Genomic DNA, 23,253 nt, shown 5'->3' with positions numbered 1-23,253 from the left:
AACGGTCTCAACCACGCACCACCATCGTGCTGGGTAGACCGAGAGAAAAGCGCCACGAAGGGTTCGCGGCGTTTTCCTGTATGTCGGGCAACACGGTAATACCGCAGGTTTAACGCAGAAGCCGCAACAGTTCGTTCCACTTGATCTTGCCGTCTTGTTTCCAACCGACAATATTGTCCATTTTCCCCAGCAGATCAGATCGCGTAGTGACCTCTCTTGCTAACTGGATGAGCGAATCAGTCGTCGGGTTGCCGGTCAACGGTAGTGAAGACAAGTGCTTGAGCGTGCCGATTTTGATGGAGTCGCTCCAGAAGCCCCCCTTCAATTCATTAAAATTGTTAAGCATCTGTTGAACGAGTTGTTTGTCGTCTTGAAACTTCAACGGGTTATCAGAACGAACCACGCTATTGATATCTTGCCGCGTTAACCGCCCATCCAGCACACCGGTGCTGCCATCCCGATCAAGGGCTTTCATCAGGTCCGGACGTCGTACAATCTCTTTGGCCAAGCGGATGTTCTGATCCGTGGCCGGATGACCGGTCAACGGCCTGTTGGCCATATTCTGCAGACCTTGAGAGGTTATATGCTGCGCCCACGGTGCCTTGAATGCATTGAAGTTGTTCAGCAGGCTTTGGGCTAACTGCTCATTACTCTGTTTTGAATAATGAGGGTCCGGCAATGTGGGATTTGGTCGAGGCGGTGAAACTACAGGATGAGGCCGAGGCGGTGGACCTCCCGGACGATGGTGGTGGTGACCAGGGTGAGGCCAATACGACGGGCCTCCAAATACCGGGCCGAACTTGCTGTTTTGTTCTGCGAAATTTAACCCGGCCGGTTCTTGTCCTCTCGACGAAACGACAGGGACCTCGGTGCCGGCCGTGGTATCGACTTTAGTAGTCTGCGCGGCATTATTGGGCGAATTGGCGACAGGCTGATTGAACGCGGGTACCGACATGTGTATCTCCAGTTCGGCTTGATTACAAGGTTTGCCCCACCGCCCAAAGCACCACGACAGACTGATCGTCGTAATACTCTGTGGAAAGAGGGCTATCCCTGTGTGGGAGACCTGTCGGATTCAGTTCCTGAAGCTGCGGAAAATCGTCTGAAAAAGAGTAGGAAGAAGGCGCCGAACATTAGAAGAATCGCAGCCCACTCCAACAATGCCAGAACGGAGTGCGATCCCTTGAGCCCACAACAAACTCAGAACCCGACGCTCGCTTGCACAAAGAATGTGCGCGGCTCGCCCAGGTAAAGCCCGGCGTTGTTGTCGCTGGAACGGGTGTAATGCTGCTGGTCGAAAACGTTTTTCACCCCGACGCCCAGTTTCAGGTTCGACAGTTGCGCACCAAAGTCATAACCGCTGCGCACGTTGACCGAGACATAGCCTGGAATATCACCGTATTGGCCATCATCGGTCGGCTGAGTGATGTAGGTAGTGCCGGTGCCCGGAGCGCGCTGGCCGGACTGGGCGTACACATCGAGGTTATGGGTCCAGTGATTGACGGCGTAACGCAGCCCCAGGGTCGCCACTTCACGGGAGTACAGCGGCAAGTCACGTCCCTTGAACGCTACGTCACCCTCGGCGGTGGCCTTGGTGTAGGTGAGGCCGGCACTGGCGGTCAGGCCATCCAGGCGCGGGTCCAGATTCGACAGGTCGTAATGACCCGAGGCTTCGATACCCGTGTGTTTGGTAGCGCCCAGATTGGTCCAGCCCACATCGTTGCTGACGTATTGCAACTCATCGGAGAAGTCGATGTAGAACAGCGTCACTTCGCCGCCCCAGACGTTGTCGTTGTAGCGGGTACCGATCTCGTAGGTCTTGGCTTTTTCCGGGTTCAGGCCATTGGCGGTCTGGTCGCCATTACCGCCCTGGCCGAGCTGGAAATACTGCAAGCTGCCGAAGGACGTTTCGTAGTTGGCGAACAACTTCCAGGCATCGGAGACGTGGTACATCACGCTCAGGGCCGGCAACGGTTCGTTGTTATTGATCTCGCGGCGCTTCTCCTGGACCGGCTTGCCATTGAGGCCCACCACCGGCCGGTCATGCCATTCGGTGCGGATGCTTTCAAAACGAATACCTGGGGTGACGGTCCATTTGCCGATATCAATCTTGTCATCGATATAGAACGAGTTGGCCTCGGTACCGCCCGTGCGGTCCTGGTAAACGTGGCCGTCATTCTGGCCGACCGGCGTCGGCTGGTTGTTGACCAGGGCCAGGCTGGTGGCCTGCTCGTGCATGCCCTCTTTCAGGTAGCGGTAACCAATGCTGGCTTCCTGGGTGGTCGGCCCCAGGTCGAACACATGGGACACCCGTGGCTCGATGCCGAAGGTGTAGTAAGTGCGCGGGTAGGAACTCAGCGCTTTCAGGTCACGGTTGGCGATATTGCTGCCGCGAAAACTGTCTGAGTAGTAGGTCAACACTTCTGCCTGGGTGCGGTCGTCGATCTGCCGGATGTACTTGAACGACACATCCTTGCGCCGGCCGCTGAAGTTGTCCCAATCACGCACCGATTGATACGGGTTCGCGTCGAATTGCTTCTGGGTCAGGCCACCGGGCATATCGGCACTGGCGTCGTAGTAGTGGAAATTCAGCGAGAAATCGTCTTGATCGGTCGGTGCCCAATGGGTCTTGAGGATCACGTCGTCAATATCATTGGAGTTGTTGCTGTTGCGATAACCGTTGCCGTTGACGCCGGAGTACAGCAGCGCCACACCAATGCCGTTGTCAGCGGTACCACCGATGAAGGCATTGTCGATGTGTTTCCAACCACCGTGGGCGGAGGTTTGCAGGGTGGTACCCACCTCACCGGAGAATTTCTCCGGAATGGCCCGGGTCACAAAGTTGATCACCCCGCCGACGTTCTGTGGTCCATAACGCACGGAACCGGCGCCGCGCACTACATCGATACTGTCCAGGTTGCCGGAAGAAATCGGCGCCATGGACAGCTGTGGCTGGCCGTAAGGGGCAAACGCCGCCGGCACGCCGTCGATCAATACCGTGGAGCGTGGCGACAGCCGTGAAGTCAGACCGCGCACACCGACGTTGAGGGAAATATCGCTGCCACCGGTACCGTTAGCTTCCTGCACTTGCACACCCGGAATGCGCCGCAACACATCACCGACGTTCATCGCGCCCTGCTCTACCATGGCCTCACGACGCACCACGGTCCGTGCGCCCGGATGGTTCTGCACCACTTCGGCATTGGCATCGCCGAGCCAATCTCCCACAACCCGGATGTCGGTTGCGCCCAACTCCAGAGGCGATCCGGCCTCACCGCTGCCGCTGGATAACGGGCGCAGGGTCACCGAGCCTGCCTCTATCTGGTAGTCCAGGCCGCTGCCTTGCAGCAATTGGCGCAGGGCTTGTTCCGGCGACAGGTTGCCGTCGACGGCCGGGGCTTGCTTTCCGGCCACCAGGTCAGGACTGAAGAACACTTGCAGAGCCGTTTGCTGGCCCAGTTGGCTCAAGGCCGAACCCAGGGGTTGCGCCTGGATATGGATCGCGCCCGACGCCTGGTCGGCGTACACCGCCGGGATTGCGGCGCTGACCGCCAGAACCAGCGCGAGAGGTGCCCAGCGAGAGCTTTTATTGTTTTTCACGGCGAGTTTTTTCACGTCGAACCTAGTCCTGTGATCGCAAGAGAGTGCGTCTGTTAATGCAAACCAGTTGCAGTTGGACAAGAAGACGAAGAACTCGGGAAAAACCTGAATCTACCGTGAAATTATTTCCTGGCTACCGTCAGGCAGCGTGCTTAACGCCACCGGCAGAATGTGTGGCAAGGCCTTGAGCAAGGCATCGGTGTCGGCGGAGTTGAACACGCTGGTCAGCCGCAAGTTGCTGACCGCCGGGGTACTGACCCGCAACGGTTGCTCGCGGTAGCGCGATACTTCCCGGGCCACTTCACCGAGGGTCGCGTTGTTGAATACCAGTTTGCCGGTGCGCCAGGCTGTCAGTTCCTCGGGGTTGACCGCATAAGCCGTCGCCACCTGGCCATGCCCGTCGATCTGCGTGCCTCGGCCTGCCGTGAGTGTGACGATCGCGCCCGGGGAGCGACCTTGTACGTTGACTGTCCCGGCCTCGACCACCACGCGGGTCTGGTCGTCATCACGGCGCACATCGAAACGCGTCCCGGTGACTGTCACCTGCCCTGCCCCGGCCTCGACCACAAAGGGCCGGCTGGTATCATGCTCGACGCTGAACATCGCTTCGCCCTGCTTGAGTTCGACGCCACGCCGGCCTTTCTCATAATGCACCGCCACCACGCTGCGGCTGTTCAAGTCCATCAGCGAACCATCAGGCAGCGCCACCTGGCGGCGCTCACCCAACCTGGTGCTGAACTCGGCGGTGTAAGTTGCAGGGTGATCCAGGCCGCTGAACAACCCAAGCCCGAGTGCAGCGGCCAGGACACTGGCCGCTACCGCATAGCGCAACACTGGCCGGCGTTTTTGACGCGCCACGGGGTCATCGCACAAAGCTTGCAGGCGAGCCTGAGGCACCCAGTCAGCGGCGCTCCACACGCCTTGCAGCACATCAAATTCATACTGATGTTCAGGCTGTTCCTCGCGCCAGGCGTCAAACCGGCTGCGCTCCTCAGCACTCAACGGGCTGTCCTGCAAGCGCACGAACCAAAGCGCCGCCTCGTCCCGGGCCGTCTTGCTACCTCCGACACACTCGCGGGTATCCATCATGGAAGATCCTGTTTCAAAGCGGGCGCTGGTCATGGGGCCATCGCGTCCAGGCGGTCACGCAGATGCCGCAGGGTGCGGATCATATACTTTTCCACCATGTTTTTTGAAAGTCCCAGGCGCTCGGCGATTTCTTGCTGGGTCAGGCCTTCGATCTTTTGCCAGATGAAAATCTTGCGACAGTTCAGGGGCAATTCGGCCAAGGCCCGTTCGATGGAGTCCGCCAGCTGGATCGCGTGCATGAAGTGCTCCGGGTCGCCGCTCTGGGGCGAACGCTGCTCAAAGGCTTCCAATGCCATCGCCTCCCGGCGGTCCTCGCGGCGATAGGCATCCACCGCGATATTGCGTGCGGTTTGATGCAAATAGGCACGAGGCTGCGAGACTTGCGTCGATGTTGACTCAAGCACCCGCACGAATGCGTCGTGGGCCAGGTCCTCGGCCTGCTGACGGTTCCTCAGGCGGCGTGTCCAGGTTCCGATCAACTCCTCGTAGTGCTCGAAAAAGCCTGGTCTGGTGGGCGGCGGCGGAATCATGAGGGTGCACTGGGGAGACGGGACGTGAATAGTAATGCTTCCTATTAAGCGGAGCAATTGCTTCCCGTCGCGTCAATCGACTGCAGGCTTTCAACGCAGCGGGGAATAGCGCGTACCTATTTTTTGATCCCGCGTGATTGCCACGCAATCAAGTTCGTTCAAGCCAGGCACGGGCAATTTCTTCGCGCGTTGCAAACCAAACACCGCCGTGCTGCTTGGCATACTCGATAAATTGCTTGATCGCCCTAACCCGCCCCGGGCGGCCCACCATACGGGGGTGCAGCCCGATCGACATCATGCGTGGCCCTTGAGCCGACTCCTCATAGAGGACCTCAAAGCTTTCTTTCATGTACTCGAAAAAATCCGATGCCTGCGAAAGCCCCGGAGAATTCCAATAGCGGAAATCGTTCACGTCGGCGGTATAAGGCACCACGAGATGACGCTTACCCTCCACCTCGACAAAGTAGGGAACATCGTCGTTGTAGGCATCGGAATCGTAGAGAAAACCGCCCTCTTCAGCGACCAGACGACGGGTATTGACGCTGGCACCATACCGGCAATACCAGCCAACGGGACGCTTGCCGCAGGTGCGCTCGAATGACTCGATCGCCAAACGCATGTGTTCACGCTCCTGCTCTTCAGTCAGGCGAAATACTTCCTCCCAGCGATAACCGTGACTGCAAATTTCATGACCGCCTGCGACTGCAGCCTGTGCAACATCAGGGTTCTGCTCAAAGGCCACTGCGCACGCATGAAAAGTCGCACGAACCGATTGCTGATCGAGAATATCCAGAATTCGCCAGATCCCCACACGCGAACCGTACTCATACATCGATTCCATCGCCAGATTGCGGGTGCCATCGGGTATTGAATAACTGCCCCATTCAGTCATTGATTCCTGGTCCGGATCGCCCATGGCGAGCGAGCGCTCGGAGCCTTCTTCGTAGTTGATCACCAGGCTGATGGCCAAACGTGCGCCATTCGGCCAGGAACCTTGTGGGCGTTGTCTTCCGTAACCCACTAAATCGCGTGCAGGTAAAACCATCGGGATGTTCTCCTGAAGTGACAAGTTAAATAAGTACGTGGCTAAAGTAGCGATCTAGCAGTCGATATCTTTCAGCCGGTCATGGCTAAAGGTGCTGTCCGATTGCCACTCGCTGAAGGCCAGGCCCATGGCCAGGGTTTGCGCAATACAAAACGAAGCGGTGAGCGAGCGAAAGCCCAGTAATTCGGCGTCGTTGACCTCAATCACCGTATCGGCCATTTGCCCGATAGGGCTCAGAACGCTGTCAGTGATCGCCACCAGCGTCACGCCTGCCTCTCGCGCCTGACGACACGCCTCAACGGTGTCATTGGCGTAGGGTGGAAAACTGACGGCTATCAACAAATCATCATCGGCAATGGCGCTGACCTGCTCCGGCAACGTGCCGCCGGCGCCGCTGATGTGCACGGTTCGCCGGCCCACACGACTCAGCGCGTAGCTCAGATACGCCGCCACCGGAAAGGCACGGCGCATGCCGATGACGAAGGTAGTGCGCGCGACTTGCAGATGGGCAATGGCTGCTTCGATATTGGCCTGCTCGCCACCTTCGGCCAGGTGTTCCAGAGAAACGATATTGGCCTGACTGAACTCACGCAGAATCGAACCGACGTCACTCGGGTCCTCCAGCAACGTCTCACCGCCGTAGTACCGAATGCGCTCGCTGTGGGTGTCGGCAGCCTGTTGCAGCGGCGCGCGGAACAACCTTTGCAAATCCTTGAAACCTGCAAAGCCAAGGGCCTGAGCGAGCCGAATATAAGCGGAAGGCGCAATGCTGGAGCGCTTACCCAGTTCGGCCACCGTGTTGAGTGCGATCTCGTGCGGGTTGTCGATCAGAAATCGCGCAGCATCGCGCTGACGACCGGTCAGTTGTTCGTGCTGGGCCGCTATACAGTCACGCAGCTCTGCAAGGGTTTCAGGTAAGGCCATAGTGAAGGCTCGTAAAATTAGGAGTGTATGCGCCAGTCAACGCAATGCATTGATTGCCTGATCCAGCGCAGTGATAAGGCGGTCGACTTCTTCCAGCGTGTTGTAATGCGCCAATGACACCCGCACTACCCCACCAAACTGGTCAAGTCCAAGGGACTCGATCAGTCGCCGCGCATAGAAGTCACCAAAGCGAATGCCTATCCGGTGCTCATCAAGCCTGCGCACAATAGCCTCTGACTGAACGCCCGCAACCACGAAACTGATCGTTGGCACTCGATTGCGGGTATGTGCTTTGCCAATGATCCGAACACCTTCGTGCTGGCGCAAAAATGCCAACAGACGCTCGGCGAGTAAATCTTCCTGTACCTCAAAGGCATCGAGCGCAACCTGCATGCATTCTCGTTCGCTGCCTTGCGCGCCGAGCCGGGTGCCGATGTCGAGCAGATAGTCGGTAATGCCGATGCAACCGAAGGACAACTCGTAGTTGACGTTGCCCGGCTGCAATTTGTAAGGCACCACATCCTTGCCTATAAAAAAGTGGTTAAGGCTCGGCAATTCCAGCAACAGATAACGTCGCCCCCAGAGCACGGCAAAGTGCGGGCCGAACGTTTTGTAGAAGCTGTAGACGTAGAAGTCGGCTCCGCTGGCCTGCACATCCACCAGACGGTGTGGCGCATAAGCGACAGCGTCCACGCACAGCTTGGCGCCCACCGCATGAACACGCCGCGCAACCTCGGCGACTGGATTGACCGAACCGAGAATGTTCGAGGTGTGGGTCATGGCCACATAACGGGTTTTATCAGTGAGCAGGACCTGCAGGTCCTCCAGCTCAAGCTCACAACTATCGAGATTGACCTGCCACACACGCAAGGTCGCACCGCGGCTTTCACACAGGTTGACCCATGGGCCGATATTGGCCTCATGGTCGCAATTGGTGACGATGATTTCATCGCCTGGAACGATTGACGGGGCGATCGCTCGACACAGTATTTGCAACAAGTGAGTGGTCGAGCCGCCCATGATCACTTCTTCGGGATGCTCGGCGTTGATCAACTGCATGACCGAGTGCCGCGCTTGCATCACTCGCGCGCCAGCGTCAACGGAAGGTTGGTAAGAAGCGCCCAGTTGCACACTGCTGTTGAGCATGTAATCAACGACCCGCTCAGCTACGGTGCCCAGCACCATCGAACCACCGGCGTTATCCATGTAGGCGTAGCCATCGGCCAGACCTGGAAATTGCTTGCGAACGTAATCGATATCGAGAGGATTCACTCTACTTTCTCCAGCCGGATTCAATGATGCAAGATGGCCTGCAGGAACGCTTGTGTACGTGGTTCCTGAGGTGCGGTAAAAAACGGTTCCGGGTTGTTCTGCTCAACAATGCGTCCACTTTCCATGAAGATCACCCGGTCGGCGACCCGGCGGGCAAAGCCCATTTCATGAGTGACCACGACCATCGTGACACCAGAGCGGGCGAGGTTCTGCATGACATCGAGTACCTCGCCAACCATTTCCGGGTCCAGTGCCGAAGTCGGTTCGTCAAACAGAATTACGCGAGGTTCCATGGCCATGGTGCGGGCGATAGCAACACGCTGCTGTTGGCCGCCAGACAATTGGCTCGGGTATTTGTGCGCGTGATCGCCCATCCCAACCCTCACCAATAGTTCCTTGGCCCGGGCATGCGCATCACGCCGACTTAGACCGCGGACACGGATCGGCGCCAGTGACACATTGTCGAGAACACTGAGGTGCGGATAGAGGTTGAAACTCTGAAACACCATGCCGACTTCACTACGGATGGCGGCCAGTCGCGGACCGTCTTCAACCCGTTCACCTGCCACATGGATATGGCCCTGCTGGTAGCTTTCAAGCAGATTGATACAGCGAATCAAGGTCGATTTTCCTGAACCGGACGGGCCAAGAATGACCACCACTTCACCTTCTTCAACCTGCAGGTTGATATCGCTCAACGCTTTGAAGTTGCCGTAGTACTTGTCGAGTTTTTCGATGTCGATCAACGTGCTCATGCGGATTTCCCTCCAGAGGCGTTACGACGCTCAACCCAGCTGACCATCTGCACCAGCGGCAACAGCAGCAACAGGTACAGCAAGGCAGCCCCTACCAGCGGTGTCGGGTTAGCAGCCAGTGCCTGCGCCTGGGTTGCCTGCTTCAGTAAGTCAGGCATCGCTACCACCGAGGCAAGCGCGGTGTCTTTCATCACGTTTATGCAGTTGCTGGTCATGGGCGGCATTACGATGCGGATGGCTTGCGGCAAAACAACGTCGCGCATGGTGTTGAAAAAGCTCATGCCTTGGGAGGCCGACGCTTCGAACTGGCCCCGGGGAATGGCCTCGATGCCCGACCGAAAAATCTCCGCACTGTAGGCGCAGGACACAAGCGAGAGCGCACTGGCAGCGGCCGCAAAAGACGACAACCGAATGCCTACAAAAGGCAGCGCGTAATAGATGAGTACCAGCAAAACCAGCAATGGAATGGAGCGCATGATATCGATGTAGATACGTGCAAGGGCTCGAACGGGGGTGTAGGAGTACAGCCGCAACAACGCCAGCAAAAGACCACCCACCAAGCCCAGGACGATACTCACCACCCCAAGCAAAACGGTCACGCCCAGACCCCGCATCATCAGCGGAAGCGACTCGACGAGCACATTCCAATTAAAAAATGTCTGCAAAAGATCCATCGGATACCTCGGTCAATACAAGTGGCGAACGGGCGCCGCCACTCACAAGCATCATCAACAGGGTTTACTTAAGGACAGCGGTCACTTTCATGGTGCTCGAATCTTTATCGGCTTCGGTGCCGAACCACTCCTTGTGGATTTTTCCGAGCGTGCCGTCCTCTTTCATCTTGCTGATGATGTCGTTGACTTGATCGCTCATCGCCCAGCCTTTGGCGTGCATCAGCGAGTAACGTTCACCGCTGGGAATACGCGCCACGATGGAATATTGCGGTTTGTCTTTGATGTAGTAGAGCACCGCAGGAATGTCGCTGAGGTAGCCATCGATTCTGCCGGAAGCCAGATCGAGCATGGCCGGCGATAGCCCTTCATAACGCGACACATCGGAGAACTTGTACTCGTCTTTGTGTTGGCCAATCCACATGTCACCGGTCGAGCCGGTATCGACGCCAACAACCTTGTCAGCCATATCGGCCAGGCTCTTGACCTTGGACGTGGTCAGTGTGGTAAGGGACTGATCGCTGTCGAAGTAAGGTTGAGCGAACGCGACCGACTCAAGGCGTTTGGGGGTGATGGTGATCGATGAGATAGCGATCTCGACACGTTTGGATTGAACGGCACTGAACAGGCCGTTGAAGGGAATATTGATGAACTCGACGCTTTTGCCTGCGCGTTTGGCCACTTCTTTTACAACATCGACTTCGAATCCGACGAATTCACCTTTAGCGTTCTGAAACTCCCAGGGCACGTTGCCAACGTTAGCCCCAACAGTCCAGTCAGCTGACCAGGCCGGCAGTGCAACTGCGGCAGTCATGAATAATCCCAACATCACTTTCGCTTTCATGTTTGCTCCCGATTGTTTGTTTTTTTAGGTGCTAACAGCGGTTGATCTCGTACGACGTGGGACCGAGAGTAAAGCAATGGAGTATTTATTTCAATACAGTTCATTCGTGAATTTTTTACTTCACTGGTGTCTTCAATTTTCCCGGATGGCCACGGTCAAAGGCTGCATCGAAGCAATCGGCACTGAACGGATTTCTGTACTGTAGACGCGCATGACTGCGGCTTTACCAACAGCGCAGAGGGACGGACGATTTAACATCATTGCAGTGCGTGATCTAACGTGCGCTTATTCGTATGGCCTACGATCGGCTTCTTTGGGTCGATAGGTGCCCGTCGCGCTGAACTGCAATGCACTTGATTTCATGAAAAATCATGTTTTTTGAAAACCCACAACCGTTGAATGCTCTACCGCCCACTGACCAACACCAGACGACAGGCCAACCCCAGGAAAACCACACCCAACAATTGGTTAAGTCGCTTGGCCACCTGCAGATTGCCGGTGATCCGGCTTCTGAGTCTGGTCGCCAGCACAATCACCGCACCATTCACCAACAGCCCGGTGAAATTCAGCACCGTCGCCAGCACCAGCATCTGGGTGACAATGGAACCTTTATCGGGTTGAACAAATTGTGGGAACAACGCCAGCACAAACAGCGCCATCTTGGGGTTCAACAAATTGGTCACCAACCCCTGCCTGAAGATATCCGTCAGGGACAACACCTGCGGTGTCTCGACCGCCAGCGGGGTTGTGGTCGAGGTGAAAGCTTTCCAGGCCAGATAGCCCAAGTAGGCCGCGCCGGCAAAACGCACCACATCATAGGCAACAGGCACGGTGACAAATAGCTGCGACAACCCTAATGCCGCCGCCAGCGCATGACAGTAGGTCCCAGCCTGAATGCCCGCCAGCGACATAAAACCCGAGGCCCGCCCCTGACTCAGACTACGAGAGGCGATCAGCAACATATCCGGGCCTGGCGTCAGGTTAAGTGCAATGCAAGCCCCTGCGAACAGGGTGAGGACCGATAGCTCAATCATGATTTTCTCTTTCCACTGCCCAAGGGTTGGGCCATGGCATCAGCGTGATGGCATACAACGTCGGCACGACAATGGCTGATGATGAGCGTCGTTTCAAGCGACTCGAGCATCAGCTGCTGCCGATGTAATCGGCAGCAGCCATCGGTAGATTCAATCAGCGAAACTGATGAGGCGACGTGGAGGACTTACCGATCATGTAGTCGAGGTTCTCCATGTCAAATCTTTTGTCTTTTTTGCCGGGCTCATTGCCGGCAATTCCGATATCCAACTCCAGAAGAAGGCCAGGACGTTTAAGGAGTTCCTGAGCCAGTGCCCTTATCTCTGGAAAATAGGTTTTCGACGATGTCTGTATACCCGCGGCCTTTTCCAACTCATCAAAGTTGCGATAACCATTGTCGTTGCTGAACAAAAGATCCCTGAAGTGATCCTTTATACCTTGGAGCAGCCCCTGGTCACTCATCGTCCGATACTTCACATCACCGAGATCCTGCCTGGAGAATTTTCCATCAAACGTACCGGTTTCATCTCTATCGACCCCCCTGAAGAAACTGGGATTATTCAATATCGCCTTGGCCAGGTTTGTCTCCGCAGGCAGAGCCCGCGTGCCATCCAATCGTGTTCCAGAGGCGACCGCGCTGAGAGACCTATCGGTTATATGCCCTTTGGCGTCAGGGTCTTCCAGTGAACTGAAGCTGGCAAGTGCATACCCGGCAAGGTCCGCGGCACTGTTGTTGGCGTACGGATTTTCCTTCTCGGCAGTCCGTGTTTTATCGGATGCAGGCGGGTTCTCCAACTTATGGCGTGTCAGGCCATTGCCGGACTGAGCACTTTCGTTGTTCTGCTTCACGCTCCCGGCCTGACTGTCCTGATCCTTGCCACCCGAGACCAGTGAACGGTTCATTGCCGGGCGCCTGAGAATCTCATTAGCCAACACCGTCAGGTTGTCGTCCGCCGTTTTTCCGGTAAAGGGTCGATTGGCGACCTCGCGGATTTTTGCTTGGGTGATATTCCCGTTTGAGTCTTGAAACACATCGCGATTATTTTCAATCACCGCCTTCGTGTCATCGTCAGTCGCATTTGCATAAATGTTTACGGGAGGCGGAAGGGGGACGTTTTGACCAGCGACATTCGGATTAAAGGAGGGAGTTAATGCGCTCGGTATTGACGATGTCATAACTGGATCTCGGATTCGTTCGACGTTGAAGTTTCCATCTTCGACTGAGGCATATCAGCCACCCATCAAGCGGCTTTGATATGAAAGAAGATGGACCACTGGTGTGTGGCAACCGCCCCGAAAACAGTTCCAGAACGGCCAGTATCCAGCGAGAAAACCGCACCGGCGCCTGGAGCAACGACCAAAAGAACCAGTAGAAAACATCAAACTCAGCGCTGGTAAAAAGCGCATCTTTTTGTAGGAAAGGGCCATAAACGGCCCCCACCCTTATATCAATCGCGTAATTTGTTTGTGCCGCCAGACCAAACGGTAATAGGCCACCTGTAACCCCAGCATGGCCAGGTACGTCACCGGAAACGCCATCCACACGCCTTCCAGCCCAAACCGTGCATTGAGCAGATACGCCACCGGCAGCTCCACGCCCAGGACGCAGAAGATCGAAATCCCCACCGGCACCAGCACCACGCCGCTGGCCCGCATGATCCCACCCACCACCGCCTGGAAACCAAATACCAGAATGCTCCACAACATGATGTGCAACAGATGCTCGGCCTTGACCCGCGCCTCGGTGTCGGTGATGAACAACCCCAGCAACCAGTGGGACAGCACATAACTGAGCACAATCAAGCCGCCGGTCAGACACGTATTGATCCAGATCCCGGTGCGCAGGATCGGCCCGATGCGCTCCAGGCGTCCGGCGCCAATGGCCTGGGCGCCGAGGATCGATGCGGTGATGGCAATCGACAGTGCAGGGAATTGCACATAGTTGACGATCTGCGTCACCGCGCCGTAAGCCGCCGTGGCCTGGGAGCCATGGCCGTTGACCAGGGCCAGGATCACCAGCTCCGACAGGGACAGCACCACCATCTGCAAGCCGGTGGGCAAGCCGATACGCAGAACCTTGCCGAGGATCACTCGGTCCAGGCGCAACGCTGCCATCAGTTCTCGGTCAGGCGCCATCACATGGTTTTTATGGCGCAGGCGCAAGATCAGAAACAGCATCGCCAAGGCGTTCCCCACCAGGCTGGCGAACACCGCGCTCTGAATGCCCAGGGGCGGCAAGCCCACCCAGCCGAGAATCAACGCAGGGGTCAATACCAGGCCGACCGTGGTCGATACCACCAGCGCCAGCAGCGGTGACACCGTGTCGCTCACCCCCCGCAGCAGCTGGGTGTACAAAATGAACACCAGCAGCAACGGCATGATCAGCATCATCGCTTGCGCATAGCTGACGGCATCGTCCAACACATCCATCGGTGTGCCCAACGCCAGCATCGCCGGGCGGGCGAACAGGCTGCCCAGGACTGCAGCGATCACCCCGATCAACGCACCGAGGGTCAAGGTGGAGCCGGTGATCGACTTGACCATCCCCGTCTCCTGCGCGCCCCAGGCCTGGCCGATCAGCACCGAAGCGCCCGCGCCCAAACCGATCACCAGGGCGATAAAGAAGAACACGATGGGAAACATCCCCGACACCGCCGCCAGCGCCTGAGTACCGAGCATTTGCCCGACGTAGATGCCGTTGAGGGTCCCGGAAAAGCTCTGGAGAAAGTTGGACAGCACCATCGGTGCCAGAAAGATCAGGTAGATCCGCCATAGCGGCCGTTGCACGGTTTGTGGCATAGCGACTTGCATGAGGGTTCGGGTCTCAGTGCGGTTTGACAGGAAAAGCGTTGCGCGACAGCCAGGCGAGGTACGTCTGTACATCGATCGGCCAATGGGCAATCTTATTGGAAAACTCAGCCCCATCCTGGGCAAATAACGCCCGTGAGGCTTCTTCAAAACCCGGCAGGTCACCGCCGATGGCGCTCATGAAACGATAGCTGGATTCCTTCGCCTGGCGCACCACATCTCGCTCGGCATGCGCATTGCGGGCCTCATCCACCAGCCGCCGCAACGCGGCCGATGCACCGCCTTGCTGTTGCCCCAGCCACTCCCAGTGCCGGGGCAACAAGGTCACTTCACGGGCTACCACTCCAAGACGCGGGCGCCCCACGGAAGGCGTCGTCGCAGGCTCAACATCGGCCGCCGACACACCTCCTGGCTGCGCCGCAGCGTAGCCCACGGGCCAGGGGTAGTCGACTTGAATACCGCTGGCATCATCAAACACCAGCAAGCCACCTACCGATAAGTCAAGGCCCGCCAGGTCATCGGCGACATCGGCATAGGAACCGTCGGCCACACGTCGATGACCGAGAAAGGCAGTGCAACGGGGAAACGTCTGCGTGTTCATAATTAATATAATCCGGGTGATATATGTTTTACCCGGATTATATTAGTCGTAACCCTAATCTTTGCCACTAAAGATTTGTGAAGGCCGACGCAAGGTCGGATCAAACGGATTGATGCGCGGGCCGATGGCTGCCGCTTCGCGCTTGAGCAGTTCCACCACCGTCGGTAAACGACTGGGTCCCAACCGGTCACTGATGGTCGCCACACTCAACGCCGCCACCGCATGGCCATCACGATTGAGGATCGGCACCGCCAGGCCCGCCATGCCTTCCAGCACCCCGGTATTGCGCGCGGCATAGCCCAGGCGACGGACGTTCTCTACTTCCGAACGCAGGAATACTTCGTCATACAGGTGAAAGTCCTTGAGCCTCGGTAAGTTGTAGCGGATCACCGTTTCACGCTCTTCCTCCGGCAAGAACGCCAGGATCGCCAGGCTGCCCTGCCCCACGCCCAGGGCCACGCGGCCACCGATATCGCCGGTGAACGTGCGGATCGGGTACGGGCCTTCGCTGCGGTCCAGGCAGACCGCGTCAAAGCCGCTGCGAGCCAGCAGGAATAGCGAATCCCCCAGCGAAGCACTGAGCCGCAACATGCTCGGACGCACCAGGTCGCGCAAGTTGCCGGTATTCCCCGCGTTAGCCGCCAGGGCGAAAAACTCCAAGCTCAAGCGATAGCGTTTACTGCGCGCGTCCTGCTCGACCATGCCCTCGTCCATCAGGCTGCGCAACAACCGGTGGGTGGTGGGCTGCGACAGGCCCACCTGCTGCGCCAACTGCGTCACCCGTTCGCCACCCTCGGGCGCCGCCCCGAGAATGCGCAACAGCGCGAACAAACGCGAAACACTGCCGACGCCAACTTCCCTGACACTTTCATTCCGTTCAGTGGAATTCATAAGGTTCAATCTCACTACAAATTCTGGTCAGTGAATGAAACTGAAAAAAGTACTCCTTTCAGTGAAATTCCACCTTTCGCCCATCCTAGTCTTCGTCCTAATCTGCGTCCACAGGGGCGAAATGAACAACTAACGGCAGCCGACCGAGATCGAGCGCCAACGCACCCGCACTACCCTTTTCGCATCTGCCCAAAACAAAAAAGCGCGTCTCGACGCGACTCAAAAAAGGTGGAACGCAGACATGGCATTTCTCCAACTCCAGGCCTTGAGCAAACGCTATGGTGCCGTCGACGCCGTAGTCGCCACCGACCTCTCGGTAGAAAAAGGCGAGTTCGTCTCCCTGCTCGGCCCTTCCGGTTGCGGCAAGACCACCACCCTGCAAATGATCGCCGGCTTCGTCGATGTCAGCGCCGGCAAGATCCTCCTCGACGGCCGCGACATCACCCACGCCAAACCCGCCAGCCGCGGCCTCGGCGTGGTGTTCCAGAGCTACGCCCTGTTCCCCCACATGAGCGTGCGCGACAACGTCGCCTTCGGCTTGAAGATGCGCAAGGTGCCGGCCGCCGAGATCGCCAGCCGAGTGAAAACCGTGCTGGACCTGGTGCGCCTGGCGCCCCACGCCGAGCGTTATCCCCGGGAACTCTCCGGCGGCCAACGCCAGCGTGTGGCCCTGGCCCGCGCGTTGGTGATCGAACCGCCGGTGTTGCTGCTGGACGAGCCGCTGTCCAACCTCGACGCCAACTTGCGTGAGGAGATGCAGTTCGAAATCCGCCGCATCCAGTGCGAAGTCGGCATCACCACCCTGATGGTCACCCACGACCAGGCCGAAGCGTTGTCCATCAGCGACCGAGTCGTCGTGATGCAAGCCGGGCGTGTGACTCAGATCGATGCGCCCTACAAACTCTACGAACACCCGCGCACCCGTTTCATCTCTGACTTTGTCGGCAAGGCCAACTTGCTGGCGGGCGACTTCGATGAACTCGGTGCGCCAAAAGTGCGCTTCGACAAAGGTGACGGCGCACTGACCCTGAGCCTGCGCCCGGAAAAAATCGACCTGGTGGCCGCAGGCGCCGGGCGCCTGCAAGGCAACATCCTCGACAGCTACTTCTTCGGCAGCCAATGGCTGTACCGCATCAAGACCGATATCGGCGAACTGACCGTCGTACGCCGCAACGACGGCAGCGCGCCCCTGGGTTGCGGTGCGGCGGTGGGCCTGGATTGGCAAGCCAGCCTGCTGCGGGTACTGGCGGCAGATGAGGTGCGCACATGAGCCGTGGCTACCTGCTGTCGTTGCCGGCGCTGGTGCTGTTTTTCGGGCTGTTGATTCTGCCCCTGGGCCTGACGCTGGTGTTGTCGTTCAACGTCTTCGACTATCAGGTGGGGGTCAAGGCTGATGAATGGACCTTCGCCCACTACCTGTCGCTGTTCAGTGACTCGTACTTCTATGAAATCTTCTGGCGCACCTTCTGGATCAGCGCCGTGGTCACCTTGTTGTGCGTGGTAATCGGTGTTCCCGAGGCCTACGTCCTCAGCCGCATGGGCACGCCATGGCGCTCGATCTTCCTGATTCTGATCCTCACACCGTTGCTGATTTCGGTGGTGGTGCGGGCCTTCGGCTGGAGCCTGTTGCTGGGCGCCGACGGTTTGGTCAACCAAGTTATCCAGGCCCTCGGCGGGCGCCCGGTGAAGCTGCTGTACACCTCATTCGCAGTGATCATCGCACTGGTTCACGTGATGCTGCCGTTCATGATCATTCCGGTGTGGACCTCCCTGCAAAAACTCGACCCCTCGGCGGAGCAGGCGGCCCTGTCCCTCGGTGCCAGCCAGGCCACAGTGATGCGCAAGATCGTCCTGCCCCAGGTCATGCCCGGGGTGTTATCCGGAACCCTGATCGTGTTTGGCCTAGCGGCCAGTTCCTTCGCCATCCCCGGCCTGCTGGGCGGACGCCGGCTGAAAATGGTCGCCACGGTGGTCTATGACCAATACCTCTCGGAACTGAACTGGCCCATGGGCGCGACCATCGCGGTGGTGCTGCTGTTGGTCAATCTGCTGATCATGCTGAGCTGGAACCGCATGGTCGAAGGCCGCTACAAAAAGTCCCTGGGAGTCTGAAAGATGTCGAGAAACGGTCCTTTGGCCCTGGGGTTTCACGGCCTGGTGGTGCTGTTCATGATGGCGCCGCTGGTGGTGGTGTGCCTGGTAGCCTTTACCCCGGAAAACACCTTGAGCCTGCCCACCTCGGGCTTTTCCCTGCGCTGGTTCCGCGCGGTGTTCGAGCGGGCCGATTTTATTCACGCCTTCTATAACAGCCTGGTCCTGGCGTTTGTTGCCGCCACTCTGGCGACACTGATTGCCGTGCCTGCGGCCTTGGCCATCAGCCGTTATCAATTCCCCGGCCGCAACTTTTTCAGTGCGCTGTTCCTCTCGCCCATCATCATTCCGCACCTGGTGCTGGGGGTGGCGATGCTGCGGCTGTTTGCATTGATGGGGGTCAATGGCAGCTTCACCTGGCTGATGTTGGCCCACGTGGTAATCATCACACCGTACGTGCTGCGCCTGGTATTGGCCGCCGCCATTGGCATCGATCGCAGCGCCGAGCAAGCAGCTGAATCCCTTGGTGCCAGCCGCTTTACTCTGTTTCGCAAGATCACTCTGCCGATGATTCTGCCCGGCGTGGCCGGTGGCTGGCTGCTGGCGTTCATCAACAGTTTCGATGAAGTCACCCTGTCGATTTTTGTCAGCTCGCCAGCCACGCAAACGTTGCCGGTGCGCATGTATGTGTACGCCACCGAATCCATTGACCCGATGATGGCAGCGGTGTCGGCACTGGTGATTGCCTTGACGGCCGCCGCGATGATTCTGCTCGACCGGGTCTACGGCCTGGACCGGGTGCTGGTGGGGAAACATTGATGGCGTTGTTCAAACGATTGGCCGAGACCGAACGCCCGACCCTGGCCTTCACCCTCGACGGACAACCCGCCACGGGCTTGCTGGGCGATACCCTGCTGACGGCGGTGCTGACCTGCACCGAGCACCTGCGCGGCAGTGATTTCAGTGCCGAACGGCGTGCCGGTTTTTGCCTGATGGGCGCTTGCCAGGATTGCTGGGTACGCCTGGAAGATGGCCGCCGGGTGCGTGCCTGCTCGACGTTACTGGAAGATGGCCAGGCGATTCGCCGTGATCCGGGGCGCCTGTCATGAAGACGGTGGTGATTGTCGGGGCCGGACCTGCAGGCATCAGCGCTGCGCGCACGTTACTTGATCACGGTGTGACGCCGTGCCTGGTGGATGAGAGCCTGCGTGGCGGCGGGCAGATTTATCGTCGCACACCTGCAAACTTTCAGCGCTCGGCCAAGCAGCTATATGGCTTCGAAGCAAGCAAGGCCGTTGCGACGCATCGCACACTGGATGAGCTGGCACCATTGATTGATTACCGCCCGGAGACGCTGGTGTGGAACGCCGAAAACGCTCGCCTGGACACCCTCAGTAACGGCCACGCCGACAGTATCGAGTACTCAAAAATCATCGTCGCCACGGGTGCCACCGACCGCATTCTGCCGGTTCCGGGTTGGACCTTGCCCGGGGTCTACAGCCTGGGCGCCGCGCAGATAGCCTTGAAGTATCAGGGCTGCGCCATCGGTGAACGGGTGGCGTTCTGCGGCAGCGGACCGTTGCTGTACCTGGTGGCGTATCAATACGCCAAAGCCGGGGCCAAGGTAGTCGCGGTGCTCGACAGTGCGCCCTTCAGCGCTCAATGCCGTGCCCTGCCAGCCCTGCTCGGCCAACCGCCGACCTTGGCCAAAGGCATGTATTACCGCGCCTGGCTGACCGCCCATGGTATCCCGGTGCATCAGGGCGCAACCCTGGAGCGGATTGACGGTGAGCAACGGGTCACGGGCATTCATTGGAACCAGCAGACGCTGGCCTGTGACGCCGTCGCCTTTGCCCATGCCCTGCGCAGCGAAACCCAACTGGCTGACTTGCTGGGCTGTGAGTTCGCTTGGAACGAATTGAACCGTGCCTGGTTGCCAACCCGCGACGCGGCGGGACGCAGCAGTGTCGAAGGGGTTTACCTTGCGGGCGACGGCGCCGGCATCATGGGTGCGGATGCCGCGCAGATGGCCGGGGAGCGAGCGGCACTGGCCGTACTGGAAGACCTGGGCGTGGCCCTGGATCACCGCCGCGGCCCCGTTCTGGAACAACAGTTGGCGAGCATCCAACGCTTTCGTCAGGGACTGGAAACCGCGTTTCCGTTCCCCGAGAACTGGGCTGCTGATGCGCCGGATGAGTTGATCCTGTGCCGCTGCGAAGAAGTCAGCGTCGGCGATGTACGCGCAGTGGTGGACGAAGGCCACTGGGAACTGAATCGGGTGAAAGCCCATTGCCGAGTCGGCATGGGGCGCTGCCAGGGTCGGATGTGCGGGTTGGCGGCGGCGGAAATCGTCGCCCAACGCAGTGGCCGGCCCTTGGAGAGCATTGGCCGGTTACGCGGCCAGGCACCGATCAAACCGCTGCCGTTTGGCGTGGAGGTGCAGCCATGATCGACAGTGACGTTATCGTCCTCGGCGGTGGGATTGTCGGTGCCTCGGCGGCACTGATGCTCGCGCAAAAAGGTCAACGCGTGGTGCTGCTGGAGCGGGACTTCTGTGGCTCCCATTCCAGCGGCGTCAACTACGGCGGCGTGCGTCGCCAGGGCCGGCCGCTGCATCAGTTGCCGCTGTCGCAACGGGCACATCAGCTGTGGGCAGACTTGCCGGGGCTGATTGGCATTGATGGGGAGTACGTGCGCTCCGGGCATCTGAAGTTGGCGCGCAGCCACGCCGACCTCGCCGCGCTGCACGCCTACGCCGAGGCCAGCCATGGGTTTGGCCTGAATTTGCACCTGCTCGATCATGCCCAACTGCGGGCGCGTTTTCCCTGGGTCGGCGATGTGGCGGTTGGCGCGTCGTTGTGCCCCGAGGACGGCCACGCCAATCCACGATTGGTTTCACCAGCCTTCGCCCGCGCGGCACAACGCCTTGGCGCACAAGTCTTCGAACAGTCTGAAGTGAGCCATATCGAACACGACAGCCGCCTGTTCCAGGTGCGCTGCGCCAATGGCTTGCACCTGCAAGCGCCCTGGCTGCTGAACTGCGCCGGCGCCTGGGCCAACACCGTGGCCACGCAGTTTGGCGAGTCGGTGCCCATGCACTCGGCGCACCCGGCGATGCTGGTGACCGAGCCGTTGCCGAGGGTGATGGACGTCAGCACCGGCGTTGAAGGCGGCGGGATCTATGCGCGGCAAGTGGCGCGCGGCAATTGCATCCTCGGTGGCGGTCGTGGCTTCGCCCTCGGCACGCAGCAGGCTCGGCCGGGGCAAGCAGCGGTGCTGGAAATTCTGCGCAATGCCGCGCAGTTGTACCCGTTCCTCAAAGGTGCCCAGGCGATTCGTACCTGGAGCGGCACCGAAGGTTATTTGCCCGATCACGAACCGGTGATTGGCGAAAGCAGTACCCAACCTGGCCTGCTTCACGGTTTCGGCTTTGCCGGTGCCGGGTTCCAGCTCGGCCCCGCCGTCGGCGAAGCGCTGGCAGACATCGTCTGCACCGGAGCCAGTCGCCAGCCCATCGAAGCGTTTTCCATCCGTCGTTTCCAACCCTTGGAGGAAGAACCATGCCCATGATCAAACGTACTGCGCTGTCTTGCCTGTCCCTCGCCCTGCTCTCCTCGACGGCCTTTGCTGCGCCGACGCTGTACCTGGGCATGAACGGCGGCACCATGGAGCGGGTCTACGCCGACAAGGTGCTGCCCGCGTTCGAGAAGGCCAACAACGTCAAGGTGGTGATCGTCCCCGGTACCTCGTCGGACATCCTGGCCAAGGTCCAGGCCAACAAGGACAACCCGCAGATGCATGTGATGTTCCTGGACGACGGCATCATGTACCGCGCCATCTCCATGGGTCTGTGCGAGAAGCTCGCGGCCAGCCCGACCCTCGAACAGATCCCGGCCAAGGCCAGGATCAAGGACGAAGCAGTCGCCGTCACCCTCGGCGTCACTGGCCTGGGTTACAACGCCAAAATGTTCAAGGACAAAGGCTGGAGCGCGCCGACTTCATGGATGGACCTGGCCGATCCACGCTTCAAGGACAAGGTAGTGTTCCAGTCCCTGGCCTCCTCGACATTCGGCTTGCATGGGTTCTTGATGTTCAACCGGATCCAGGGTGGCGATGAAACCAACGTGGAGCCTGGCTTCAAGGCCTGGCCAAAAACGGTCGGTCCCAATGTGCTGGAGTACATCGCCAGCTCGGCGAAAATCTCGGAGATGGTGCAGACCGATGAAGCAGCGATCTTTCCCCTGACGCCGACGCAGGTGGCGACTCAGAAACTGCTGGGCGTACCGATGGAGTATGCGCAGCCCAAGGAAGGCGCGGTGGTGCTGAACGTGGCCGAATGTGTGATTGCCCGTAATGACCAGCCTGCGCTGGCTCAGAAACTGGCGGAGTATTTGTTGACGGCCGAGGCGCAAGCGCCGGCGTTGGAGTTGGGTGATCAGATTCCTTCGAATCCTAGTACCCCGACTACCGACAAAACCCGGGAACGGGTGGAGGCGATGAATCGGTATCTGGAGACGGCGATTTCGATTGATTGGGATCAGGTGAACCAGGCGCGGCCGGAGTGGAATGCGCGGTGGAGTCGGTCGATTGAGCGGTAGGGTGTGTGGGTGATTGGGTGAATATCCGTTATTTCGGTAATGGCTGCCTATGGTTTCGCCCTTACGGCGACTCACTTTTGAACAGCGCAAAAGTAAGCAAAACGCTCTTGCCCCACCACTTGGCACCTCGCTCAGGCTCGGTGTGCCCTCACTCCGGCATTGCTCCGTGGGCCGCCGCAATGGGCCATCCCTGGCCCAGTGCGGCTAAACCGGCGTCCTGCCGGTTTACCCACGGACCAATGCCTGCGTTCAGCCAGCGTGGTTTAACGGGGCGCCTAAGATCAAAGTCAAAAGCAGATCAAGAACACAGCGGCCTACCGGCCGGCTTGAGTGGTGTGAAGCGAAGGCAAAATCAAAAGCGGGCACGGTCTACTGTGGGAGCTGGCTTGCCTGCCATGGCATCACCTCGGTGTTCCTGAAAGACCGAGTTGCCTGCATCGCAGGCAAGCCAGCTCCCACAGAAAAGCAGATCTGCTTTCGCTCTGGCCCTTGCTGGACCTTG

Annotated in this window: 22 protein-coding genes; 7 read left to right on the top strand and 15 right to left on the bottom strand. The window is 58.8% G+C overall.

Annotation, left to right across the window (positions count from 1 at the left end):
* Positions 1-109 precede the first annotated feature (109 nt).
* The 15 genes from J7E41_RS28185 to J7E41_RS24880 form a co-directional block, all read right to left on the bottom strand.
* Positions 110-955 carry a hypothetical protein gene (locus J7E41_RS28185; protein ID WP_251029662.1) on the bottom strand — a complete coding sequence of 282 codons (846 nt, stop codon included), beginning with the start codon at positions 953-955 and terminating at the stop codon, positions 110-112.
* Positions 956-1,200: 245 nt separating this feature from the next.
* On the bottom strand, positions 1,201-3,615 hold the full coding sequence (locus J7E41_RS24945; protein WP_214996947.1) for a TonB-dependent siderophore receptor: 2,415 nt from the start codon (positions 3,613-3,615) through the stop codon (positions 1,201-1,203).
* Between the two features lie 96 nt (positions 3,616-3,711).
* The gene (locus J7E41_RS24940; RefSeq protein WP_214996971.1) at positions 3,712-4,686 is read right to left on the bottom strand and encodes a FecR family protein; all 975 of its coding nucleotides are present in this window, start codon (positions 4,684-4,686) and stop codon (positions 3,712-3,714) included.
* 32 nt (positions 4,687-4,718) lie between these two features.
* Complete coding sequence (locus J7E41_RS24935) at positions 4,719-5,219, bottom strand: sigma-70 family RNA polymerase sigma factor (protein ID WP_214996946.1); 501 nt, start codon at positions 5,217-5,219, stop codon at positions 4,719-4,721.
* Between the two features lie 148 nt (positions 5,220-5,367).
* Positions 5,368-6,264 carry an allantoinase PuuE gene (locus tag J7E41_RS24930; RefSeq protein ID WP_214996945.1) on the bottom strand — a complete coding sequence of 299 codons (897 nt, stop codon included), beginning with the start codon at positions 6,262-6,264 and terminating at the stop codon, positions 5,368-5,370.
* 54 nt (positions 6,265-6,318) lie between these two features.
* Positions 6,319-7,188: a MurR/RpiR family transcriptional regulator gene (locus J7E41_RS24925; RefSeq protein WP_214996944.1), complete on the bottom strand. Its 870-nt coding sequence runs from the start codon at positions 7,186-7,188 to the stop codon at positions 6,319-6,321.
* Positions 7,189-7,224: 36 nt separating this feature from the next.
* The gene (locus J7E41_RS24920) at positions 7,225-8,460 is read right to left on the bottom strand and encodes a cysteine desulfurase-like protein (protein WP_214996943.1); all 1,236 of its coding nucleotides are present in this window, start codon (positions 8,458-8,460) and stop codon (positions 7,225-7,227) included.
* 20 nt (positions 8,461-8,480) lie between these two features.
* Positions 8,481-9,215 (bottom strand): amino acid ABC transporter ATP-binding protein, encoded by a 735-nt coding sequence (locus J7E41_RS24915; RefSeq protein ID WP_285229523.1) that lies wholly within the window; start codon positions 9,213-9,215, stop codon positions 8,481-8,483.
* Entirely contained in the window at positions 9,212-9,889 is a 678-nt protein-coding gene (locus J7E41_RS24910; RefSeq protein ID WP_214996942.1) for an amino acid ABC transporter permease, read from the bottom strand. Before J7E41_RS24910 ends, J7E41_RS24915 begins: the two co-directional genes overlap by 4 nt.
* 64 nt (positions 9,890-9,953) lie before the next feature.
* Complete coding sequence (locus J7E41_RS24905; protein WP_214996941.1) at positions 9,954-10,730, bottom strand: transporter substrate-binding domain-containing protein; 777 nt, start codon at positions 10,728-10,730, stop codon at positions 9,954-9,956.
* A 404-nt stretch (positions 10,731-11,134) separates the two neighbouring features.
* Positions 11,135-11,764 carry a LysE family translocator gene (locus J7E41_RS24900; RefSeq protein ID WP_214996940.1) on the bottom strand — a complete coding sequence of 210 codons (630 nt, stop codon included), beginning with the start codon at positions 11,762-11,764 and terminating at the stop codon, positions 11,135-11,137.
* A 154-nt stretch (positions 11,765-11,918) separates the two neighbouring features.
* The gene (locus tag J7E41_RS24895) at positions 11,919-12,938 is read right to left on the bottom strand and encodes a hypothetical protein (protein WP_214996939.1); all 1,020 of its coding nucleotides are present in this window, start codon (positions 12,936-12,938) and stop codon (positions 11,919-11,921) included.
* A 267-nt stretch (positions 12,939-13,205) separates the two neighbouring features.
* The gene (locus J7E41_RS24890) at positions 13,206-14,561 is read right to left on the bottom strand and encodes an MATE family efflux transporter (protein WP_214996969.1); all 1,356 of its coding nucleotides are present in this window, start codon (positions 14,559-14,561) and stop codon (positions 13,206-13,208) included.
* 25 nt (positions 14,562-14,586) lie between these two features.
* Entirely contained in the window at positions 14,587-15,171 is a 585-nt protein-coding gene (locus J7E41_RS24885; RefSeq protein ID WP_214996938.1) for a DUF2239 family protein, read from the bottom strand.
* A gap of 54 nt (positions 15,172-15,225) precedes the next feature.
* On the bottom strand, positions 15,226-16,062 hold the full coding sequence (locus tag J7E41_RS24880) for an IclR family transcriptional regulator (protein ID WP_214996937.1): 837 nt from the start codon (positions 16,060-16,062) through the stop codon (positions 15,226-15,228).
* 241 nt (positions 16,063-16,303) lie between these two features.
* Here J7E41_RS24880 and J7E41_RS24875 point away from each other — a divergent pair, with 241 nt between their 5' ends.
* The 7 genes from J7E41_RS24875 to J7E41_RS24845 are packed head-to-tail and all read left to right on the top strand — an operon-like array spanning position 16,304 to position 22,751.
* Positions 16,304-17,332 carry an ABC transporter ATP-binding protein gene (locus tag J7E41_RS24875; protein WP_214996936.1) on the top strand — a complete coding sequence of 343 codons (1,029 nt, stop codon included), beginning with the start codon at positions 16,304-16,306 and terminating at the stop codon, positions 17,330-17,332.
* A complete protein-coding gene (locus J7E41_RS24870) occupies positions 17,329-18,174 on the top strand; it encodes an ABC transporter permease (protein WP_169353893.1) in 846 nt (281 codons plus the stop codon). Before J7E41_RS24875 ends, J7E41_RS24870 begins: the two co-directional genes overlap by 4 nt.
* A gap of 3 nt (positions 18,175-18,177) precedes the next feature.
* Complete coding sequence (locus J7E41_RS24865; RefSeq protein WP_214996935.1) at positions 18,178-18,972, top strand: ABC transporter permease; 795 nt, start codon at positions 18,178-18,180, stop codon at positions 18,970-18,972.
* On the top strand, positions 18,972-19,262 hold the full coding sequence (locus J7E41_RS24860) for a (2Fe-2S)-binding protein (protein WP_214996934.1): 291 nt from the start codon (positions 18,972-18,974) through the stop codon (positions 19,260-19,262). Before J7E41_RS24865 ends, J7E41_RS24860 begins: the two co-directional genes overlap by 1 nt.
* Complete coding sequence (locus tag J7E41_RS24855; protein ID WP_214996933.1) at positions 19,259-20,602, top strand: NAD(P)/FAD-dependent oxidoreductase; 1,344 nt, start codon at positions 19,259-19,261, stop codon at positions 20,600-20,602. The genes J7E41_RS24860 and J7E41_RS24855 overlap by 4 nt, the downstream gene beginning before the upstream one ends.
* On the top strand, positions 20,599-21,723 hold the full coding sequence (locus J7E41_RS24850) for an NAD(P)/FAD-dependent oxidoreductase (protein WP_214996932.1): 1,125 nt from the start codon (positions 20,599-20,601) through the stop codon (positions 21,721-21,723). Before J7E41_RS24855 ends, J7E41_RS24850 begins: the two co-directional genes overlap by 4 nt.
* Complete coding sequence (locus J7E41_RS24845; protein ID WP_214996968.1) at positions 21,720-22,751, top strand: ABC transporter substrate-binding protein; 1,032 nt, start codon at positions 21,720-21,722, stop codon at positions 22,749-22,751. The genes J7E41_RS24850 and J7E41_RS24845 overlap by 4 nt, the downstream gene beginning before the upstream one ends.
* Positions 22,752-23,253: the final 502 nt, after the last annotated feature.

The organism is Pseudomonas fluorescens (genome assembly GCF_018614655.1).
Classification (GTDB): domain Bacteria; phylum Pseudomonadota; class Gammaproteobacteria; order Pseudomonadales; family Pseudomonadaceae; genus Aquipseudomonas; species Aquipseudomonas fluorescens_BX.
This window is presented reverse-complemented; position numbering and strand designations above follow the sequence as displayed.

What these genes read in the sequence shown, in the direction of transcription:
- J7E41_RS24935 (WP_214996946.1), bottom strand. Translation starts at nt 5,219, where the DNA reads ATGATTCCGCCGCCGCCCACCAGACCAGGCTTTTTCGAGCACTACGAG.
- J7E41_RS24865 (WP_214996935.1), top strand. Translation starts at nt 18,178, where the DNA reads ATGTCGAGAAACGGTCCTTTGGCCCTGGGGTTTCACGGCCTGGTGGTG.
- J7E41_RS24895 (WP_214996939.1), bottom strand. Translation starts at nt 12,938, where the DNA reads ATGACATCGTCAATACCGAGCGCATTAACTCCCTCCTTTAATCCGAAT.
- J7E41_RS24880 (WP_214996937.1), bottom strand. Translation starts at nt 16,062, where the DNA reads ATGAATTCCACTGAACGGAATGAAAGTGTCAGGGAAGTTGGCGTCGGC.
- J7E41_RS24930 (WP_214996945.1), bottom strand. Translation starts at nt 6,264, where the DNA reads ATGGTTTTACCTGCACGCGATTTAGTGGGTTACGGAAGACAACGCCCA.
- J7E41_RS24890 (WP_214996969.1), bottom strand. Translation starts at nt 14,561, where the DNA reads ATGCCACAAACCGTGCAACGGCCGCTATGGCGGATCTACCTGATCTTT.
- J7E41_RS24870 (WP_169353893.1), top strand. Translation starts at nt 17,329, where the DNA reads ATGAGCCGTGGCTACCTGCTGTCGTTGCCGGCGCTGGTGCTGTTTTTC.
- J7E41_RS24875 (WP_214996936.1), top strand. Translation starts at nt 16,304, where the DNA reads ATGGCATTTCTCCAACTCCAGGCCTTGAGCAAACGCTATGGTGCCGTC.
- J7E41_RS24850 (WP_214996932.1), top strand. Translation starts at nt 20,599, where the DNA reads ATGATCGACAGTGACGTTATCGTCCTCGGCGGTGGGATTGTCGGTGCC.
- J7E41_RS24845 (WP_214996968.1), top strand. Translation starts at nt 21,720, where the DNA reads ATGATCAAACGTACTGCGCTGTCTTGCCTGTCCCTCGCCCTGCTCTCC.
- J7E41_RS24915 (WP_285229523.1), bottom strand. Translation starts at nt 9,215, where the DNA reads ATGAGCACGTTGATCGACATCGAAAAACTCGACAAGTACTACGGCAAC.
- J7E41_RS24910 (WP_214996942.1), bottom strand. Translation starts at nt 9,889, where the DNA reads ATGGATCTTTTGCAGACATTTTTTAATTGGAATGTGCTCGTCGAGTCG.
- J7E41_RS24900 (WP_214996940.1), bottom strand. Translation starts at nt 11,764, where the DNA reads ATGATTGAGCTATCGGTCCTCACCCTGTTCGCAGGGGCTTGCATTGCA.
- J7E41_RS24925 (WP_214996944.1), bottom strand. Translation starts at nt 7,188, where the DNA reads ATGGCCTTACCTGAAACCCTTGCAGAGCTGCGTGACTGTATAGCGGCC.
- J7E41_RS24855 (WP_214996933.1), top strand. Translation starts at nt 19,259, where the DNA reads ATGAAGACGGTGGTGATTGTCGGGGCCGGACCTGCAGGCATCAGCGCT.
- J7E41_RS24940 (WP_214996971.1), bottom strand. Translation starts at nt 4,686, where the DNA reads ATGGATACCCGCGAGTGTGTCGGAGGTAGCAAGACGGCCCGGGACGAG.
- J7E41_RS24860 (WP_214996934.1), top strand. Translation starts at nt 18,972, where the DNA reads ATGGCGTTGTTCAAACGATTGGCCGAGACCGAACGCCCGACCCTGGCC.
- J7E41_RS28185 (WP_251029662.1), bottom strand. Translation starts at nt 955, where the DNA reads ATGTCGGTACCCGCGTTCAATCAGCCTGTCGCCAATTCGCCCAATAAT.
- J7E41_RS24885 (WP_214996938.1), bottom strand. Translation starts at nt 15,171, where the DNA reads ATGAACACGCAGACGTTTCCCCGTTGCACTGCCTTTCTCGGTCATCGA.
- J7E41_RS24905 (WP_214996941.1), bottom strand. Translation starts at nt 10,730, where the DNA reads ATGAAAGCGAAAGTGATGTTGGGATTATTCATGACTGCCGCAGTTGCA.